Genomic DNA, 17,767 nt, shown 5'->3' with positions numbered 1-17,767 from the left:
AGCGGTTGCTTTGCCTCCGGTGCGGCGGCTTGGCATGGGCAATTCTGCTACGGTTCAGCGCAAGATCGGCTTTGTGGCCATGATGGCATCCGGCTCTGCGGCTATACTCCGGCAAGATTGATAGGCGATTTCCGGTCAATGCCGCGCCGCCGGTCTGCGGGGGCAGATGGTTGTTGGCGGCTCGGGAATTTGTTCGATTATAAACAAATTTTCACCGGCTACCCCATGCCTAATGTTATACGGGTAATGGGGTCGTCTTGGCTGATCTGAATGGAGGGACAACTGCTGATTTCGAACCTCTGACCGAAAGCGTTACAGACCTCTCCTATATTGAACCGGCGTTTTTCGCCGCTCTATTGAAGCAAAGGGGAACTTTTCAGATTAACTGCTAGGCAGTGTCTCTTTTTCCGGCGCCGCAGCAGGTTCCAGTGTGGCTGCTTGCGTCTTGTAAATACCGACATTGGCATGCGGGAATGGCTGCACCGGCACTGGTTTGCCAAGGAAGGCGCAGAGTGGTGTCCAGCCGGGATTAGTGGTCAGATCAATCGTCAACAGCCGCTCGGCCGGAACGATTTCGCGCACCATCTGGTCATGGCGCAAATACGCCTGGCGGAACGATTCCGGGTCAGTAAAGATGGCCTCACCATAAATAGCGGTTGACAGCTCTAACATCCATTCATTGCCCTGCTGCACCCGCGCCGCATGCAGTTCGGGCGAAAAATGGCTTTTACAACTTTTCAGCCATGCTTCCATTTTTCGAGTGGTGTAAATAAAATGGGCATTCGGAAATTTCCTGACCATTTCCGGCATTACGGCTGCCACCGGCAGGTCGGTCATTGCATTGCAATCGCGCAGCCACCACGGCCAGTCCATAATAATACGTCCGTCCCGCACCTTGGTGATTGGCGGGTTATCCTGCACATTATAGCCCAGAATCGTCAGCGCATCGGCCAGGGTGGTGGTTGCGGTTTTAGACAGGCCGATCCCGAAAACAAAAGGCCGCTCATAAGGCATCCGGTTCAGCAGCTTATATGCCAGACGCTTATATATTTTTGCACTGATCGAAGACATTCTGCCGCCCGCCCATTGTCGAACCAATTGGCAGGTTAACCTAGATAGCACCTCAACCGCAAGCACTCTGTGGTGTCATAGCACCCGCATTGCACGCGTCAGCCCGTCAAGTGTCATGGGCATCATGCGATTTTCAAAAATATGTTCAATCATATTGATGGATTGCGTGCGCGGCCAATGCGCTTGGGGCACCGGATTCAACCAGACGTGATCGGGCCATGTTTCGGTGGCGCGCCGTAACCAGACCTCGCCGGCTTCGGGATTCCAGTGTTCATTGGCCCCACCGGGCACCGCTATTTCATAGGGTGACATGCTGGCATCGCCCACAAAAATACATTTATAATCACGCCCAAAACGATGGAGCACGTCCCATGTCGGAATTTGTTCGTTCCAGCGGCGGTGGTTGTCTTTCCACACAGACCCATAAAGGCAATTGTGGAAATAAAAATGTTCCATATGTTTGAACTCGGCGCGAGCGGCGCTGAATAATTCATCGACAACACGGATGTGATCGTCCATCGACCCGCCGACATCCAGAAACAGCAACACCTTTACTGCATTGCGCCGCTCGGGCCGGGTTTTTACGTCGATATAGCCGTGATCGGCGGTGGCGCGAATGGTGGCGGGCAGGTCCAGTTCGTCGGCCGCACCGTGCCGTGCCCATTGCCGCAACCGTTTCAGCGCCACCTTGATGTTGCGGGTGCCCAATTCCACGTTGTCGTCAAAATCCCGAAACTCGCGCTTGTCCCAGACTTTAACGGCACGGCGGTGGCGCGATTCGTGTTGGCCGATACGAATCCCTTCGGGGTTATAGCCATACGCACCAAAAGGGCTGGTGCCTGCGGTGCCGATCCATTTATTCCCGCCCTGATGACGGCCCTGCTGTTCACGCAGGCGTTCGGCCAGCCGCTTCATCAATTCGTCAAAGCTGCCCGCTGCCTGCACCTCGGCCTTTTCGGCGTCGGTCAACAGGTTTTCGGCCAGCTTTTCCAACCAGTCGCGCGGGATTTCACGCGATTCCAGCAGCCGTTCGACCGGCACCATTTCCAGCCCGGAAAATGTTTCGGAAAAGGCGCGGTCGAAACGATCGATATGGCGCTCATCCTTGACCGTGGCCGCGCGGGCGAAGTGATAAAGATCATCGACCGACCAGCCGCTGACCCCCGCCTGCATTCCGCCCAGCAGATCCAGATATTCCCGCAGGCTGACCGGCACCCCATGCCGACGCAGACTGTCAAGGAAATGCGCGAACATTTACAGCGACCGTTCCATAAAGATTGTCGCGAACAGGCCAAGGATGGCAAAGGCGATGGCAAAGACCGCCGCATATTGAATGCGGTCGCGCGTGGTTCCACCCAGTTGCGCGGCGCGGTGCCAGCCCAACAGCGCGCCGATCACGATGGCGGCGATAACAATCATGCTCTGCCCTTGTTCTGTGTGTCCGGCAGGGATAGCGGCGCGGCCCCCTGTGCGCAACCGGCTCGGCGAATGGAAAAGGCCGCGCGGGTGGCGCGGCCTTGAACGGTATCATCGTCGATCAGTTGCCCGCCGGCGCTGCCTCGGCAGGGGCTTCGGCTGCGGGGGCCGCCGCGTTGCCTTCTTCGGCGGCCCTGGCGTTTTCGGTCAATTCGTTGATCGCGGCGGTAAAGCCCGACAGCGACATGTTCAGGCTGACCGGATCGCGCGGATCACCGCCAAAGGGCACCAGGCTGATCGTCGCGGCACGACCACGGCGCAGTTGATCCAGTTCCGCCTGCGTAAAGCCGACGCGCGACACACAGCCGATCGAGGTGCACAGGTTGAATGGATAGGTCCGGGCCTGCCCCTGATCGACGCGCAGCGTCAGCCCGGCGATCAGGTCGGTTTCCAGCGGCGCAACCATGGTCGCACCTGCGGCCACCTGTCCACCCGACAGCGGAATCATGGTGACTTCGGCGACGGAATTGCCACCTTCGTCGCGCAGCAGTTGATACATCTCGCAGGGATCGACCGGATTTTCCGTGTTGATGCAGCGCACCGTCCAGTCGGTCTGGGTTGATTTCACGTAATAGGCGCCCAATTGCGGCTCTGCCGGGGCGGCATCCGCAGCGGCAGCCGGCTCTGTCGTTTGTGCCGGGGTGGTTTCGGCTTCGGGCGCAGCACCGGACTGGGTGCCCGGCGCGCCTTCGACACCTGCGGCGGCATCGCCTGCCGGGGTGGCTTCGGCGGCGGCATCAGCAGGTGCATCCGTCGCAGCGCCCGATTGCGTGCCCTCACCACCCTGAACCCCTGCCGCGCCGGTCGATTCGCTGGCCTGATCGGTAGCCGTCGTTGCAGTGTCCTGCGCAAAGGCGGGCGCTGCAATCAGCAGCATGGCCGCGACGAGGGCCGGGGAAGCCTTGATAACCATGATCTCTCTTTCCTTTCGGTTCAGACCTTTGAGCCGGAATATCACGCCCCGCCGCCCTTGTCAGCGCGCAACCGCGCCCGCCCCTGCGCATTCGCGTGAACCGGCGGTGTCATGCCGTGAACGGCAATGCGGACGTAGAAAAAGGGCCGCAACCAAGGCTGCGACCCCGTTCAGCGCAGGCATCAAAGCGGCCCGCGTTCCCCCTGCCGGACTGGCCGGTCATCATTGGGCCGCACGCTAGTATCGGCTTTTTTATCCGTCAACAGTCCTGACGCAAAAAGGCGTTCACATTCAAATATCTGACCAAATGATAAAAAAAGCCGCGCCCAAAGGCGCGGCAAGTCCAACAGGGAGGAAGGTCCGGGATCGCAGGCAGTGGACCCCGGATGAATCTGATACTGGCATGACAGGGTTAAAATAGTATTGTCGCAACGCACGAATGCGACGCAACGAACGGCTTTTCCGGGCAAAGGGGGCAAATATGGCAGAGGCGCTGGATCTGGCGGCAGGCACGGTTATCGTGGGCGGCGGCGGTGCGAATCATGCTGAACCGCAGCACCTGCTGTTGAAATATGCCAACCGTCACGGGCTGATCGCGGGCGCCACCGGAACGGGCAAGACCGTTACCCTGCAAGTGCTGGCCGAAAGTTTCTCGGCCGCCGGGGTGCCGGTGTTTCTGGCTGATGTCAAAGGCGATCTGGCCGGGCTGGCCAAACCCGGCAGCGAGACGGGCAAGCTGCACGATGCCTTTGCCCAACGGGCCGAACAAATCGGTGTGACGCTGCGTTACGATCAGTTTCCGGTGACGTTCTGGGACATCTGGGGCGAACAGGGCCATCCGGTGCGCACCACCCCCGCCGAGATGGGGCCGCTGCTGCTGTCGCGCCTGCTGGGGCTGACCGATGTTCAGGAAGGGGTGATGAATATCGCCTTCCGCGTGGCCGACGAACAGGGGCTGGCGCTGTATGATCTGAAGGATTTGCAGGCCATGCTGCGGTGGGTGGGCGAAAATTCGTCAGAACTGTCGCTGCGTTACGGCAATGTCAGCACCGCCAGCGTGGGTGCGATTCAGCGCGCCCTGTTGGTGCTGGAAAACGAAGGCGGCGACCGGCTGTTCGGGGAACCCGCGCTGGATCTGGCCGACATCATCCGGCTGGATGCCTCGGGCAAGGGCGTCATCAACATCATCGCCGCCGAACGGCTGATGAACGCGCCGCGCCTGTATGCGACGTTCCTGCTGTGGCTGCTGTCCGAACTGTTCGAACAACTGCCCGAGGTGGGCGACCCCGACAAACCCAAGGTCGCCTTTTTCTTTGACGAGGCGCATCTGCTGTTCAATGATGCGCCGCGCGCGCTGATTGCCAAGGTGGAACAGGTGGCGCGGTTGATCCGGTCCAAAGGGGTCAGTATCTGGTTCATTACCCAAAATCCCGCCGACGTGCCCGAGGCCGTGCTGGGGCAGCTTGGCAACCGCGTTCAGCACGCGCTGCGCGCTTTTACCGCCAAGGATCAGCGGGCGCTGCGGCAGGCTGCGGAAAATTACCGTGCCAACCCTGATTTCGACACCGCCACTGCGATCACCGAACTGGCCACGGGCGAGGCCGTCACCTCGTTTCTGGAACTGAAAGGTGTGCCGGGTGTGGTGCAGCGGACGCTGGTGCGCCCGCCCTTCAGCCAGCTTGGCCCGATCACCCCCGCCGAACGCAGCGCGGTGATGGCCGCGTCGCCGATGGCGCTGAAATATGACAAGGTGATTGATCGCGAATCAGCGCATGAGATTCTGACCGCCCGCGCCGAACAGGCCGCACAGCAAAGCGCAGCGGCCGGGGCCGAGGGACAGGATGACGATCTGTGGAAAATGGACCGCGAATTTACCCGTGCCCGCCGCTATGATGCGAATCTTCAGATTCCGGCACCAAAACAGCAGACCAGCAGGGCAGGTTCGCGGTCCTCAGCATCGCGCAGCGATTCCGTGGTGGACGCTTTTGGCAAAAGCCTTGCGCGGCAGTTGGGGACCAAGACCGGGCAGGCTTTGGTCAGAGGCGTGCTTGGATCGCTGTTCCGCGGGCGTTGATGCCCATGCTCATCGCAGCGGCGGCAACGCGCGGGCGGGGCGGGGCGGCCTGAGTCTGACAGGCTGCGGGCGTTGCCACCACCACTGCACGCATTTCTGCCAGAATCGCGATCATCAGCATGACATGACGGCGCATGTCATATTCTGCCGCGCCTGACAGGCGGGCGGTATTCTGATGTTCTTCCTCGGCCCGCAGGCGCAGCAGGGCAGCGCCGGGGGCGGGGCAGTGATCGCTGCGCAGCAGCTTGGGCAGGTCGCGGTCGCGTTTCCAGCCCGACTGGCCTTCACGGGCCGCGCGGATCAACACCCTCGGTCGACGCAGGCCGGTTGCTGCGCGGGGACGAAAAGCGATGACATTGGTGGTGGTGTGCATGATGGCCTCCTGGCTCTGGTCTGATCCATGGACACAACATCACACAATCAAAGCGGGTGTTGCCGACCACCGAACTGCGCCGCGCGCAACACTTAAGAACCTTTAAGGATTATTAGGGAATGTTGCGCCTATCTGACGAGGTTCCGGTTAACGAGACCTCAATTCGCAACCCCAGGGGGAACTGCCATTCCCCGATAACTGACTGATAGGAAAAAGAATGACCATGCTGTCTGGTGACTTTCCCCACGACTCTGCCGTCACAGGTCACTGCCCGGACACCGACGCCGACCCCCGCCCGGCTGATATGCCCGATGATGCGCGCCTGTATCTGCGCCACGTGGAAAAGGGCGAATCCATCCGCTCGCTGGCGCGGGAGTTGGGCTGCCATGCCTCGACCATCCTGCGCCGCATCCGCAAGTTCGAGGCCCGCCGCGACGATCCGCTGATCGACCGCGCGCTGGATCGCGGACAGGACGGGTCGCGGCTGGATGAGGCGCAAATCCTGCGCGCGCTGCGCCGTCTGGCGGAATCGGGTGCCGTGCTGGCCGTGGCCGAGGGGATGGACAAGGCCATCGTCACCCGCGACGGGATGCGCACGGCCATCATCGAACGCCGACTGGCCGAAAGCATGGCACTGAACGGCTGGGTCGCCCAGATCAGCAGCGGTCGTATCATGAGCTATGCCATCGTCCCCGCCGGGCGTGAGGCGCTACGCTCGATGCTGAATCGTGCGCCGGGTCGCGCTCTGCCACGGGACGAGGATTTTGACAGCGCCCAGCCGGTGGGTGACGCTCCTGATGGCGATCAAGGCCCCCACGCGGCGCAGCGCCACCGTATCTGGGAAGATCGCGTCATTCGCGATCCCGAAGACGACCGCCGCCGCCGCGCCCGCGTGAACATCGCGGAAAGTCCGTTGCTGGTGCTGGCCCGCCGCCGCGACGCCGGGGGCCAGCCGTTCCTGACATCGGGGCAGGTTGCGGCGGGCGAACGACTGCGCGAGGATTTCGAACTGGCCCAGATGGGACCGCGCGTCACCCAGAACTGGGATGGCTTCATGACTTCGGGCATTGACGTCAGCCGCAGCGCGGGCGGTTATCGCGGCGGGTCGGAATCGGCACGCGACCGTGTGGCCGGGGCGCTGCGTGATCTGGGGCCGGGCATGGGCGACATCGTGCTGCGCGTCTGCTGTTTTCTGGAAGGAATCGAACAGACCGAACGCCGACTTGGCTGGTCTGCGCGCTCGGGCAAGATCGTGCTGCGGCTGGCTTTGCTGCGGCTGGAACGGCACTATCTGGAAACCTATGGCAAGGGATCACCGCTGATCGGCTGATCTGGCCATGACGGGGCGCCCATGGGGCGCCCTTTCCATTTGCGGCGTCAGCGGACGCAGGCTAGACCCTGACGGGGCAGGGGGCGCCCGCTTTGGGAAATCCGATGAACATCACTTTGCGACAGTTGCGTTATCTGATGGCCCTGGCCCGGCACGGCCATTTCGGCAACGCAGCCGAGTCGGTTCACGTGACCCAGCCCGCATTGTCCATGCAGATCAAGGCGCTTGAGGCCGAGGTGGGTGCGGTTCTGGTCGAACGCACATCCGGCGGCGTTCACCTGACGCCGCAGGGGCGCACCTTTGCCGATCAGGCCGCGCGGGTTCTGGCCGAGGTCGCGACGCTGGAACGCATCGCACGGCAGCCGGGGCAGGGCGGACGGCTGCGGCTGGGGATGATCCCCACCGTCGCGCCCTATCTGCTGCCTGTCGTGCTGCCGGAACTGCGCAGCGGTGACATCAGCCGTGATCTGCATCTGCGTGAGGCGACGACGGACCGCCTGTTGACCGAGCTGCTGCAAGGCCATCTGGATGCCGCGGTCATCGCCAGCCCGCCCGACAGCCCCGATCTGGCCGCGCTGACGCTGTTCACCGACCCGTTCCTGCTGGCGGGCAGCGCCGCCCGCATCGCCGATCTGGCCGACCGGGCCGAGACGCTGCGCCCCCGCTCGCTGGACCCCGGTCAATTGCTGTTGCTGGACGAAGGCCATTGCCTTGGCGATCAGGCGCTGGAAGTTTGCGGGCTGACACGCCACAGCGGGCGGCTGGATTTGGGGGCTGCGTCCTTGGCGACGCTGTGTCGGCTGGCGGCGCAGGGCATGGGGCTGACCTTCGTGCCGCAAATCGCCGCCCGTCAGGAAGTGGCGGCGGCACCGGGGCTGACGCTGATCCGCTTTGCCGAACCGCAGCCCGCGCGCGACATCGTGCTGGTGCGTCGCATCTCGACACCGGCGGGGGGATGGTTCCATGAGCTGGCCGCGATCCTGCGCCGGGCTGGCGAAGCGGCGGATGAAAAAGGCCGCCCCGGAGGGTGGCCCTAAGGGATCATGCCGGTTCGGCAACCCGTGCGTTTTGCAGATATTTCAGCAGATTTTCAGGCGAGGTTTCGCCGTAAGGATCATCCCCGCAATCGTCGCAGCGGCCCGGTTCTTCGAGCCACGCCTCGACCACGCCATCATTCACTACGGCGGCATAGCGCCACGACCGGGCACCAAAGCCTAGGTTATCCTTGCGCACCAGCATCCCGGCCTTTTCGGTGAACACGCCCGAGCCATCGGGGATCACCTTAACGTTTTGCAGGTTCTGCGACTTGGCCCACTGGTTCATCACAAAGCTGTCATTCACGGACAGGCAATAGATCGCGTCAATGCCCAGATCGCGGAACTGCTGGAACGACTTTTCAAAGCCGGGCAGTTGATAGGTCGAACAGGTGGGGGTGAACGCACCGGGCAACGAAAACAGGATCACCCGTTTCCCTTTGAAATAGTCGTCCGATGTCATGTCCTGCCAGCGGAACGGGTTCGGGCCGCCGACCGAATTCGTCGCGAACGCGGGTCCGAAATGTAACCTGAGGAATTTTATCGCCAATTTTCATAGGCGTGCTCCCGTTCTTTTGTGGTGCATCATCTCCTCCGCGCGCGGATTATAGCGTATCGCTGCGCCGCGGCATAGGGTTGCACCCCGGACATCGCAGCAGATCGTTGATTGCAGGGCAGTTTGGTATTACCTAGGGAAAAACCAGCGAAAGCACGCCGATGACCGATATGTCCCCGCCCCCTGCCGGCCATAACCAGCCGCCGCGCCTGCGCCACCCGGAAAAGGCACACCGCGTCGATCAGGCACAGCCGAAAAAACCGTCGTGGATCAGGGTCAAGGCGCCAACCTCGCAGGGCTACAAGGACACGCGCGACATTCTGCGTAACAACCGCCTGTCCACCGTCTGCGAAGAGGCAGGCTGCCCCAATGTCGGCGAATGCTGGAGCCAGGGCCACGCTACCATGATGATTATGGGCGACATCTGCACCCGCGGCTGTTCCTTCTGCAACGTCATCACTGGCAAGCCCGACGCTCTGGACGTGTTCGAACCGGGCCGCGTTGCCCATGCGGTGCAGAAACTGGGGCTGCGCCACGTCGTCATCACTTCGGTTGATCGCGACGATCTGGACGATGGCGGCGCGGAACATTTCGCCCAGACTATCCGCGCCATCCGCCACCGCAGCCCTGATTCCACCATCGAGGTGCTGACCCCTGATTTCCTGAAATGCGCTGCCCGCGCACTGGAAACCGTGGTCGAGGCACGCCCGGATGTATTCAACCACAACCTTGAAACCGTCCCCGGCCTTTACCCGACCGTGCGCCCCGGCGCGCGCTATTTCCACAGCCTGCGCCTGCTTCAGCGGGTCAAGGAACTGGACCCGACCCTGTTCACCAAATCCGGCATCATGGTCGGCCTGGGCGAAGATCGTCAGGGCGTATCGCAGGTGATGGACGACATGCGCGCCGCCGACATCGACTTCATCACTATCGGCCAATATCTGCAACCAACGCCGAAACATCACCGCGTAGATCGCTTTGTCACGCCCGAGGAATTCACCAGCTATGAAAAGGCAGCTTATGGCAAGGGCTTCCTGATGGTTTCGGCCACGCCGCTGACCCGATCCAGCTATCACGCCGGTGATGACTTTGCCCGCCTGCGCGCCGCGCGGCTGGAAAAACTCGGCCAAGCCTGACCCTTGCCGACGGCGGCAAAGGTCGTTATCAGCACCAGACAGCAAAGCGTCACGGGGGTGTGGCGGAATGGTAGACGCGACGGATTCAAAATCCGTTTTCGAAAGAAGTGTCGGTTCGAGTCCGACTACCCCTACCAAACGCTTTGCCGTCCTCTCCTAAGAATTGTGCCCCAGGCATCTTTTGTCCTGAAATATCCTCTGGGGGTCCGGGGGGCGAAGCGCCCCCGGCCTTTGGGGGCAACCTCACCGATACCCCGCCGCCTGCAATTCAAACAACTCCCGATACCGCCCGGGCTGGGCTAACAATTCCTCATGCGTCCCCTGCGCCTCGATCTGGCCCAGATGCAGCACCAGAATCCGATCCGCCATCCTCACCGACGAAAACCGATGCGAGATCAGAACCGCCGTCCGCCCGGCCATCAATTCGCGGAACCGCTGAAAGACCTCGAATTCAGAACGGGCATCCAGCGCAGCGGTCGGTTCATCAAGGATAAGCACCTGCGCGTCGCGCATATAGGCGCGGGCGATGGCCAGCTTTTGCCACTCGCCGCCCGACAGATCGACGCCCTGCACGAACCGCTTGCCGACCATCTGCTCATAACCCGCAGGCAGGCGCGCAATCACCTGATCGGCCAAAGCGCGTTCGGCGGCCTGTTCGATCCGGGGGCGATCCTCGCGCGCCTCGATCCGGCCAACGGCGATGTTATCCGCTGCCGTCATGGAATATCGCACAAAGTCCTGAAAGATCACACCAATCGCCGCGCGCAGATCGTCCAGATCATAGTCGCGCAGATCGACCCCATCCAGCAGGATACGCCCCTCATCCGGATCATAAAGCCGCGCCAGCAGCTTGACCAGCGTGGTCTTTCCCGCGCCATTCTCGCCCACCAAAGCCAGCGTTTCGTCTGCATGCAGCGTGAAGGACAGCCCGCGCACCGCCCATTTTTCGGCATTCGGATAACGAAAGCCGACGTTTTCAAAGGTAAACCCCTGCTTGATCGGGCGCGGCACGGCCACGGCATCCGGCTTGGAGGCGATTTCCGGCACCTCGCGGAAAAAGTCGAACAGATCCTCAAGATACAGCGCCTGCGCGGCGGTGGTGCCAAAGGACGACAGCAGCCGCTCGATAATGCCCTTCACCCGCATAAAGGACCCGGCCAGAAAGGTCAGATCGCCGATGGACAGATCGCCGGTCAGCGTCTGCACCACGATCCACGCATAGGCGGCATAATAGGCCAAAGACCCAAGCGCCGAAAACAGCGCCCCCCACGCCGCCCTGGCCTGCGCAATCCGCCGTGCCTCGGCATAGAATTTCCGCGACAGCGCCAGATAGCGCCCGGACAGAAAGCGGTGCAGGTCGAATATCTTGATTTCCTTGGCGGTTTCCGCACTGGCGGCGGTCTGGCGCAGATAGTCGATCTCGCGCCGTTCCGCCGTGCGGCGGAAATCGAGATTATAGGACTGCGCGTTGAAATGCGCCTCGGCCAGAAAGGCGGGGATCAGCCCGATCAGCAGGATCAGGATCAGCCACGGGTTATAAAGGATCAGCCCGGCGCCGAGTGTCGCAATGGTCAGGCTGTCCTGCAACTGCTCAAAGATCGTTCCCATCAGGCTCATCCGGCCAGCGGCCTGACGGCGGGCGCGGTCGAGCTTGTCCTGAAATGCGGCGTCCTCGAAATCCTCCAGATCCAGTGCGGCGGCGTGGTCCATCAGCCGCATCGACAGGTCGATCACCAGCCGTTCCTGCAACAGCGAATCGACCAGCCTCACCAGCCGGCTGATGATGTCGGACCCGATGCCGATGGCCAGTTCCAGCGCGACCAGAGTCACCAGATGATCGGCCAGCCCCGATTGCCACCAATCCATCAGGCCGTTTGGCGCATCGGGCAGGGCGGCCAGCCGCACCACTTCGTCAAGGATCAGCTTGGCGATCCACAGCATCGCCACCGGCACAAAGGCTCCGATAGCGCGCAGGATCATCGTGGCGATGGTCAGATGCGGCGCGGCGCGCCAGACCATCGCCAGAAACGGCGGGATGTTCTTTAGCGCGGCCCAACGGGCGGCAAAGCTACGGGGCGGTTCTTTCTGGATGGGCGGCATTCAGCGAGGGGTGGCACCGATTTCCGCCTCGGTCAAGGGACCGGGGAAATGGCAGGCCCAGCGATGCCCGCCCGTTCCCGCCGGATCGCCCGCCAGCATCGGCACCTGCTGCGCGCACAGCGCCTGCGCGCGCGGGCAACGGGTGCGGAACACACAGCCAGACGGCGGCGCCATCGGCGAGGGCAGATCACCGCGCAGCGGCACGACGACCTTTTCCGCCTCGATTCGCGGGTCCGGCACCGGCACGGCCGAGAGCAGCGCCTGCGTATAGGGGTGCTGCGGGTCGGCATACAGCTCATCCGCGCTGGCGATCTCCATCACCTTGCCCAAGTAAAGCACCATTACCCGGTCGCTGATATGCTTCACCACCGACAGATCATGCGCGATAAAGATCAGCGCAAGGCCAAGGTCGCGTTGCAGATCGTCCAGCAGGTTGATGATCTGCGCCTGAATCGACACATCCAGCGCCGACACGGGTTCATCGCAGATAATCAGCCGGGGCTCCACGATCAGCGCGCGGGCGATGCCGATGCGCTGACACTGACCACCGGAAAATTCATGCGGGTAGCGGTTGATCTGGTTCGGCAGCAGGCCCACCCGCTCCATCATGTCCTTGACACGCGTTTTCACCTCGTCGCGGGACAGGCCGGGGTGATGCGTGACCAAGGGTTCCGCGATGATCTGGCCAACGGTCATGCGCGGGTTCAAGGATGCCAGCGGGTCCTGAAACACCATCTGAATGTCGCGGCGGTATTTCATCATCTGGCGCGGGGTCAGGCCGATCAGATCGGCACCGTCGATCCATTCTGCATGGCCGGTGGCATGAACCAGCCCGATCAGCGCGCGGGCCAGCGTGGATTTGCCGCAGCCCGATTCGCCGACAACGCCCAGCGTTTCGCCGGGGCGCAGGGTGAAATCGACCCCGCCCACCGCGTGAAGCTGTCGCGGCGCGGTCCAAGGCATGTCGCCTTCGCGGCGGATGTGGAAGGTGACACGCAGATCGCGGACGTCCAGCAGGGGCTTAGTCATTGCGGCCTCCCTCGGTGGGGGTTCCGGCCATGCCAGCGCCAGCAACGGCGCCGAGCGGGATGGCCTCGGGGATGGGCGCGTCGCCTTGAGGCATCGGATCGCCGGACAGGTGAACGCGGTCACGATGCGCGATCACGTCCTCTAGATCGGCAAAGCATGCGCGGCGGCGATCGGGGGCGAATTCCAGCAGTTCCGGCCCCTTGGTCGCGCAGCGGTCCATGCGATAGGTGCAGCGCGGCTCGAACGCGCAGCCCTTGGGCGGGCGCGACATGTTTGGCGGGCTGCCGGGGATGGCCGACAGCCGGTCGCCTTTCTGGTCAACGCGCGGGATCGCCTCTAGCAGCCCTTGCGTATAGGGATGGGCGGGGGCGTCGAACAGCGGCAGCACCGGGCCGGTCTCGCGGATGCGCCCGCCATACATTACCACCACATCGCGGCACGACCCGGCCACAACGCCCAGATCATGGGTAATCAGGATCATCGCCATGCCCAGATCGCGTTGCAGATCGGCCAGCAGAGCCATGATCTGCGCCTGAACCGTCACGTCCAGCGCCGTGGTGGGTTCGTCCGCGATCAGCAGGCGCGGCTTGCACAAAAGCGCCATGGCGATCATCACCCGCTGCCGCATTCCGCCGGAAAATTCATGCGGATACAGGCGGATGCGCCCCTTGGCGTCGGGGATTTTCACCGCATCCAGCATCCGCGCAGATTCCGCCACCGCGTCGGTCTTGGACATGCCGTTGTGCAGCACCAAGACCTCGGCCATCTGATCGGCCACCCGCATATAGGGGTTGAGGCTGGTCATCGGGTCTTGAAAGATCATCGCGATCTGTTCGGCGCGGATCTTGTTCAGCACTTTGGGCGGCGCGTTCAGGATCTCTTGCCCGTCGAATTTCACGCTGCCCGTGGCCCGCCCGTTCCGCGCCAGCAGCCCCATGATCGAAAACGCCAGCTGCGATTTGCCCGAGCCGGATTCGCCCACGATCCCCAGCGTATCGCCCGCCTGCATGGTCAGATCGACGCCGTTCACCGCATGAACCGTGCCGTCATTGGTGGCAAAGCTGACGTTCAGGTCCTTGATGTCCAGTAATGCCATCTCAGCGATCCTTCGGGTCAAGGGCGTCGCGCAAACCGTCGCCGACAAAGAAGAAACCGAACAGCGTGATGACAAAGAAAAACAGCGGGAAGGCCAGTTGCCACAGCGTGCCGTAGTTCATCGTCCCCGAGCCTTCGGAAATCAGCGCCCCCCATGAGGTGAGCGGTTCCTGCACGCCAAGGCCAAGGAAGCTGATAAAGCTTTCCGTCAGGATCATCAGCGGCACCAGCAGCGTGGCATAGACCGCGACGACACCCAGCAGGTTCGGCACGATATGGCGCAGGATGATTTTCCACGCGGGAACGCCGGTGGCGCGGGCGGCCTCGATAAATTCACGGTTTTTCAGGGACAGGGTCTGGCCCCGCACGATGCGCGACATATCCAGCCATGAAATCAGCCCGATGCCAAGGAACAGCATCGACATCGACCGCCCGAACATGACCAACAGCAGGATCAGCACGAACATGTAGGGAATCGACATCAGAATATCGACCAGCCGCATCATCAACTGATCGGTGCGCCCGCCGACATAGCCCGCCGTCGCGCCATACAGCGTGCCGACGATCACCGCGATGCCCGCGCCGACGATACCGACCATCAGCGAAATCTGTGTGCCTTGCACTGTGCGGGCGAACAGGTCGCGGCCCAGATCGTCGGTGCCGAAATAATGCCCGTTCTCCAGCGAGGGGCGGCCCAGTTCGCGCACCTGACCCATGACCGAGAAATCCAGATCCTGATTGGACCACATGGCGAAATAGTTACCAAAGGCCGCGAACAGCGCGACAAGGATCAGGATTATCAGCCCCGCCATCGCCGCCTTGTTGCGCAAGAACCGCTTGCGCGCGTCAGCCCAGGGGCTGCGGCCCTTGACCTCATCTTGAACCAGCTTGTCGGCCAGTGCGCGCATCTTGTCGTGTTCAATGACCATGGCGCGCCCCTCAATACCGGATTTTCGGGTCGATCCATGCGTAAAGCACATCGACCACGAGATTGAACAGAATGGTCAGCGCACCGACAAGGATCGTCACCCCCATCATCACCGCGTAGTCGCGGTTCAGCGCACTGTCGACAAAGGCCTTGCCGATACCGCCGGTGGAAAAATAGATGTCCACCACCACCGACCCGGTAATCATGCTGACAAACGCCGGGCCAAGATAGCTGATGACCGGCAGCATCGCGGGCCGCAGCGCGTGGCGCAGGATCACCTTGGATTCCGGCAAGCCTTTCGCGCGGGCGGTGCGGATGTGGTTCGACCCCAGCACCTCCAGCATCGACGACCGGGTGATCCGCGCAATCGAGGCCATGTAGGATGTGGACAGCGCGATCACCGGCATGATCCAGAATTTCGGATCATTGAACGACCAGCCCCCGCCCGGCAACAGGCCCCATGTCAGCGTGAACAGCAGCACAAGGATCGGCGCCATCACGAAATTCGGCAGCACCTGCGCGCCGATGGAAATGCCGACCGCCAGATAATCCAGCCAGGAATTGTGCCGGATCGCCGCCACGACGCCCAACGAAACGCCCACGATCACCGCGACCAGAAACGACAGCCCGCCATAGGTCAGCGTCACCGGAAAGCCCGCCGCGATCAACTGGTTCACCGTGCGGTCCGGGTAAACAAAGCTGGGGCCGAAATCGAAATGCAGCACCACGCCGGTCAGATAGTTCCAGATTTGCAGCCACAGCGGGTCATCCAGCCCGTATTTGGCGTTCAGATTTGCCAGAACCTGCGGCGGCAGGGCGCGTTCCTGCGTGAACGGACCACCCGGTGCGATATGCATCAGCAGGAAGGAAAAAACGATCAGTAACAGCAGGGTGGGCACCGCCACCGCCAGCCGTCGCAGAATATAACCGAACATCCGGCACCCTTTCGCGAAGACGGGTCAGCCTATTTGACGAAATGCCGGGACAGGTCAAGCCCGCCCCGGCAGCGTGGATCAGTCGGCCACGCGATACAGATCCTTGGCATACCAGGTGTTCAGCACGTTATCCGTGGGCAAGCCTTTGATCCTGGGGCTAATCATGTCCACCTTGGCATAGTGATAGACGTTGACGGCCGGCACTTCGGCCGCAAGGATTTCTTCGGCGCGGGTATACAGCGGCGCGGCATCATCGGCGGTTTTGGAATCGGCCATCAACTGATCGTATTCCGCGTTCGACCACTTGCCGCTGTTGTAACCCCCGGTCTGGAACCAGTCGAGGAAGGTGGACGCCTCGTTATAATCACCGCACCACGCATAGCGGGCGATCTCGAAATCCTGATTTTGCAGCCGGTCGGTGTGAACCTTCCATTCGACGTTGTTCAGGGTGATTTCCACGCCAAGCGGACGCCAGAACTGTTGCGCGGCGATGGCCAGTTTGCGGTGGTTTTCGTCGGTGTTGTATTGCAGCGTCAGCCGCACCGGGTTGTCGGGACCATAGCCCGCCTCGGTCAGCAGACGCTGCGCCTCGGCGGTGCGCTCGGCCTGTGTCATATGCATGATCGGCAGATCGGGCGCGACAAAGCCTTCGATGGCGGTCGGTGTCCAGACATAGGCGGCGGACTGGCCACCTTGCAGCACCTGATCCACAAGCACGTCGCGGTTCAGCCCCAGTTGCAGCGCCTGCCGCACCCGCACGTCTTTCAGCGCCTCGGGGCCTTTGTCGGACAGGTTCATCACATAGGCATAGGAACAGGCATAAGGCAGCGAGATCGCCTGATCGGGGTATTCCGCCGACAGGCGCGGATATTGCCCGGCAGGGATCTGCACCCGATCCAGTTCCCCGGCCAGATAGCGGGTCAGCGCCACGTTATTGTCGTTCACGGTGACGCCGCGCACGGTTTCCATCACCACATTGTCGGCATCCCAGTATTGCGGGTTCTTGACCATGGTGATGTCCACGCCAAGGTTGTGGCTTTGCAGCGTATAGGCGCCATTGCTGACCAGCTTGCCCGGCTGGGTCCAGTTGTCGCCCTCGGCCTCGATCACGGCTTGCGGCACCGGGAAGGTGGTCGCGTGGGACAGGGTTTTGATGAAATAGGGCGTCGGCGTGGTCAGTTTGACTTCCAGTGTCTTGTCGTCGATGGCGCGCACACCTAGCGTGTCGGGGGCAGCCTCGCCCTTGACGATCTCTGACGCGTTGACGACGTTCATCAACTCGATGAACCACGCATATTCGGATGCTGTTTCCGGGTTCACCACCCGCTGCCACGCATAGACGAAATCGCCCGCCGTCACGGGTTCGCCGTTCGACCATTTGGCGTCGCGCAGGTGAAAGGTATAGGTCAGCTTGTCATCCGATTCGTCCACGCTTTCGGCAAGACCGGGGACCATCGCGCCATGCGCATCCTCGTTCATCAGCCCTTCGAACAGGTTGCGCAGCGCGTCCGAGCCTTCGACATCGGTGTTTTTCGCCGGATCAAGCGTCTTGATCGCGTCCAGCAGCCAGAAGGTATAGCTCTGGTTCGCGGCAAGGTTGGTGCCCTCGGGCACCTCGACCGCCAGTGCGGGCAGGGCAAGCGCCGTGGCAAGTGCGGTGGAAAGGAACAGTCTGGTCATAGTGATCCCCTGTTTGATTGGATCGGATTGTCACCGA

The 17,767-nt window shown here is 62.0% G+C and carries 15 protein-coding genes, 1 tRNA gene and 1 pseudogene; 5 read left to right on the top strand and 12 right to left on the bottom strand.

Annotated features, from left to right (window positions below; genetic code table 11):
- Positions 1 to 381: 381 nt before the first annotated feature.
- The 4 genes from Q4G22_RS06050 to Q4G22_RS06035 all read right to left on the bottom strand — a co-directional run bounded on the left by Q4G22_RS06050 (position 382) and on the right by Q4G22_RS06035 (position 3,460).
- Positions 382 to 1,071, bottom strand: a complete 690-nt coding sequence (locus Q4G22_RS06050) for a sulfotransferase family protein (protein WP_303385000.1) — start codon at positions 1,069 to 1,071, stop codon at positions 382 to 384.
- Between the two features lie 75 nt (positions 1,072 to 1,146).
- Positions 1,147 to 2,325 (bottom strand): VWA domain-containing protein, encoded by a 1,179-nt coding sequence (locus tag Q4G22_RS06045; RefSeq protein WP_303384999.1) that lies wholly within the window; start codon positions 2,323 to 2,325, stop codon positions 1,147 to 1,149.
- On the bottom strand, positions 2,326 to 2,490 hold the full coding sequence (locus Q4G22_RS06040) for a hypothetical protein (protein WP_303384998.1): 165 nt from the start codon (positions 2,488 to 2,490) through the stop codon (positions 2,326 to 2,328).
- 118 nt (positions 2,491 to 2,608) lie between these two features.
- Positions 2,609 to 3,460 (bottom strand): invasion associated locus B family protein, encoded by an 852-nt coding sequence (locus Q4G22_RS06035; RefSeq protein WP_303384997.1) that lies wholly within the window; start codon positions 3,458 to 3,460, stop codon positions 2,609 to 2,611.
- A gap of 481 nt (positions 3,461 to 3,941) precedes the next feature.
- On the opposite strand from Q4G22_RS06035, the gene Q4G22_RS06030 reads away from it, so the two are divergent.
- Positions 3,942 to 5,534, top strand: coding sequence for a helicase HerA-like domain-containing protein (locus Q4G22_RS06030; protein WP_303384996.1), 1,593 nt, complete (start codon positions 3,942 to 3,944; stop codon positions 5,532 to 5,534).
- On the opposite strand, the gene Q4G22_RS06025 is transcribed toward Q4G22_RS06030, so the two are convergent.
- Positions 5,497 to 5,907: a DUF6477 family protein gene (locus Q4G22_RS06025; RefSeq protein ID WP_303384995.1), complete on the bottom strand. Its 411-nt coding sequence runs from the start codon at positions 5,905 to 5,907 to the stop codon at positions 5,497 to 5,499. The two genes, Q4G22_RS06030 and Q4G22_RS06025, sit on opposite strands and share 38 nt — an antisense overlap.
- A gap of 217 nt (positions 5,908 to 6,124) precedes the next feature.
- Here Q4G22_RS06025 and Q4G22_RS06020 point away from each other — a divergent pair, with 217 nt between their 5' ends.
- Positions 6,125 to 7,237, top strand: a complete 1,113-nt coding sequence (locus Q4G22_RS06020; protein WP_303384994.1) for a DUF6456 domain-containing protein — start codon at positions 6,125 to 6,127, stop codon at positions 7,235 to 7,237.
- Between the two features lie 104 nt (positions 7,238 to 7,341).
- Entirely contained in the window at positions 7,342 to 8,274 is a 933-nt protein-coding gene (locus Q4G22_RS06015) for a hydrogen peroxide-inducible genes activator (RefSeq protein WP_303384993.1), read from the top strand.
- A 4-nt stretch (positions 8,275 to 8,278) separates the two neighbouring features.
- Here the strand turns inward: Q4G22_RS06015 and Q4G22_RS06010 are convergent.
- Positions 8,279 to 8,828 (bottom strand): annotated as a pseudogene (locus tag Q4G22_RS06010) (peroxiredoxin).
- A 169-nt stretch (positions 8,829 to 8,997) separates the two neighbouring features.
- On the opposite strand from Q4G22_RS06010, the gene lipA reads away from it, so the two are divergent.
- Both lipA and Q4G22_RS06000 read left to right on the top strand, forming a co-directional pair.
- Positions 8,998 to 9,963 (top strand): lipoyl synthase, encoded by a 966-nt coding sequence (gene lipA, locus Q4G22_RS06005; RefSeq protein ID WP_303385062.1) that lies wholly within the window; start codon positions 8,998 to 9,000, stop codon positions 9,961 to 9,963.
- Between the two features lie 53 nt (positions 9,964 to 10,016).
- Positions 10,017 to 10,100 (top strand) — tRNA-Leu (locus Q4G22_RS06000).
- 106 nt (positions 10,101 to 10,206) lie between these two features.
- Here the strand turns inward: Q4G22_RS06000 and Q4G22_RS05995 are convergent.
- The 6 genes from Q4G22_RS05995 to Q4G22_RS05970 form a co-directional block, all read right to left on the bottom strand.
- Positions 10,207 to 12,063, bottom strand: coding sequence for an ABC transporter ATP-binding protein (locus Q4G22_RS05995; protein WP_303384992.1), 1,857 nt, complete (start codon positions 12,061 to 12,063; stop codon positions 10,207 to 10,209).
- Entirely contained in the window at positions 12,064 to 13,092 is a 1,029-nt protein-coding gene (locus Q4G22_RS05990) for an oligopeptide/dipeptide ABC transporter ATP-binding protein (RefSeq protein WP_303384991.1), read from the bottom strand.
- Positions 13,085 to 14,188, bottom strand: coding sequence for an oligopeptide/dipeptide ABC transporter ATP-binding protein (locus tag Q4G22_RS05985; protein ID WP_303384990.1), 1,104 nt, complete (start codon positions 14,186 to 14,188; stop codon positions 13,085 to 13,087). Before Q4G22_RS05985 ends, Q4G22_RS05990 begins: the two co-directional genes overlap by 8 nt.
- A gap of 1 nt (position 14,189) precedes the next feature.
- Positions 14,190 to 15,116 carry an ABC transporter permease subunit gene (locus Q4G22_RS05980; RefSeq protein WP_303384989.1) on the bottom strand — a complete coding sequence of 309 codons (927 nt, stop codon included), beginning with the start codon at positions 15,114 to 15,116 and terminating at the stop codon, positions 14,190 to 14,192.
- A 10-nt stretch (positions 15,117 to 15,126) separates the two neighbouring features.
- On the bottom strand, positions 15,127 to 16,050 hold the full coding sequence (gene oppB, locus Q4G22_RS05975; RefSeq protein WP_303384988.1) for an oligopeptide ABC transporter permease OppB: 924 nt from the start codon (positions 16,048 to 16,050) through the stop codon (positions 15,127 to 15,129).
- A 78-nt stretch (positions 16,051 to 16,128) separates the two neighbouring features.
- Positions 16,129 to 17,730, bottom strand: coding sequence for a peptide ABC transporter substrate-binding protein (locus tag Q4G22_RS05970; RefSeq protein ID WP_303384987.1), 1,602 nt, complete (start codon positions 17,728 to 17,730; stop codon positions 16,129 to 16,131).
- Positions 17,731 to 17,767 lie beyond the last annotated feature (37 nt).

This window comes from Paracoccus sp. (in: a-proteobacteria), assembly GCF_030538655.1.
In the GTDB taxonomy this organism is placed as follows: domain Bacteria; phylum Pseudomonadota; class Alphaproteobacteria; order Rhodobacterales; family Rhodobacteraceae; genus Paracoccus.
The sequence above is the reverse complement of the archived record's forward strand: the minus strand, read 5'-3'. Positions and strand labels throughout refer to the sequence as shown.

Excerpts from the sequence above, each read along its gene's own strand:
- Q4G22_RS06035 (WP_303384997.1), bottom strand. The coding sequence starts at position 3,460 with ATGGTTATCAAGGCTTCCCCGGCCCTCGTCGCGGCCATGCTGCTGATT.
- Q4G22_RS06050 (WP_303385000.1), bottom strand. The coding sequence starts at position 1,071 with ATGTCTTCGATCAGTGCAAAAATATATAAGCGTCTGGCATATAAGCTG.
- Q4G22_RS05980 (WP_303384989.1), bottom strand. The coding sequence starts at position 15,116 with ATGGTCATTGAACACGACAAGATGCGCGCACTGGCCGACAAGCTGGTT.
- lipA (WP_303385062.1), top strand. The coding sequence starts at position 8,998 with ATGTCCCCGCCCCCTGCCGGCCATAACCAGCCGCCGCGCCTGCGCCAC.
- Q4G22_RS05995 (WP_303384992.1), bottom strand. The coding sequence starts at position 12,063 with ATGCCGCCCATCCAGAAAGAACCGCCCCGTAGCTTTGCCGCCCGTTGG.
- Q4G22_RS06040 (WP_303384998.1), bottom strand. The coding sequence starts at position 2,490 with ATGATTGTTATCGCCGCCATCGTGATCGGCGCGCTGTTGGGCTGGCAC.
- Q4G22_RS06020 (WP_303384994.1), top strand. The coding sequence starts at position 6,125 with ATGACCATGCTGTCTGGTGACTTTCCCCACGACTCTGCCGTCACAGGT.
- Q4G22_RS05985 (WP_303384990.1), bottom strand. The coding sequence starts at position 14,188 with ATGGCATTACTGGACATCAAGGACCTGAACGTCAGCTTTGCCACCAAT.
- oppB (WP_303384988.1), bottom strand. The coding sequence starts at position 16,050 with ATGTTCGGTTATATTCTGCGACGGCTGGCGGTGGCGGTGCCCACCCTG.
- Q4G22_RS06025 (WP_303384995.1), bottom strand. The coding sequence starts at position 5,907 with ATGCACACCACCACCAATGTCATCGCTTTTCGTCCCCGCGCAGCAACC.
- Q4G22_RS05970 (WP_303384987.1), bottom strand. The coding sequence starts at position 17,730 with ATGACCAGACTGTTCCTTTCCACCGCACTTGCCACGGCGCTTGCCCTG.
- Q4G22_RS06030 (WP_303384996.1), top strand. The coding sequence starts at position 3,942 with ATGGCAGAGGCGCTGGATCTGGCGGCAGGCACGGTTATCGTGGGCGGC.
- Q4G22_RS06045 (WP_303384999.1), bottom strand. The coding sequence starts at position 2,325 with ATGTTCGCGCATTTCCTTGACAGTCTGCGTCGGCATGGGGTGCCGGTC.
- Q4G22_RS05990 (WP_303384991.1), bottom strand. The coding sequence starts at position 13,092 with ATGACTAAGCCCCTGCTGGACGTCCGCGATCTGCGTGTCACCTTCCAC.
- Q4G22_RS06015 (WP_303384993.1), top strand. The coding sequence starts at position 7,342 with ATGAACATCACTTTGCGACAGTTGCGTTATCTGATGGCCCTGGCCCGG.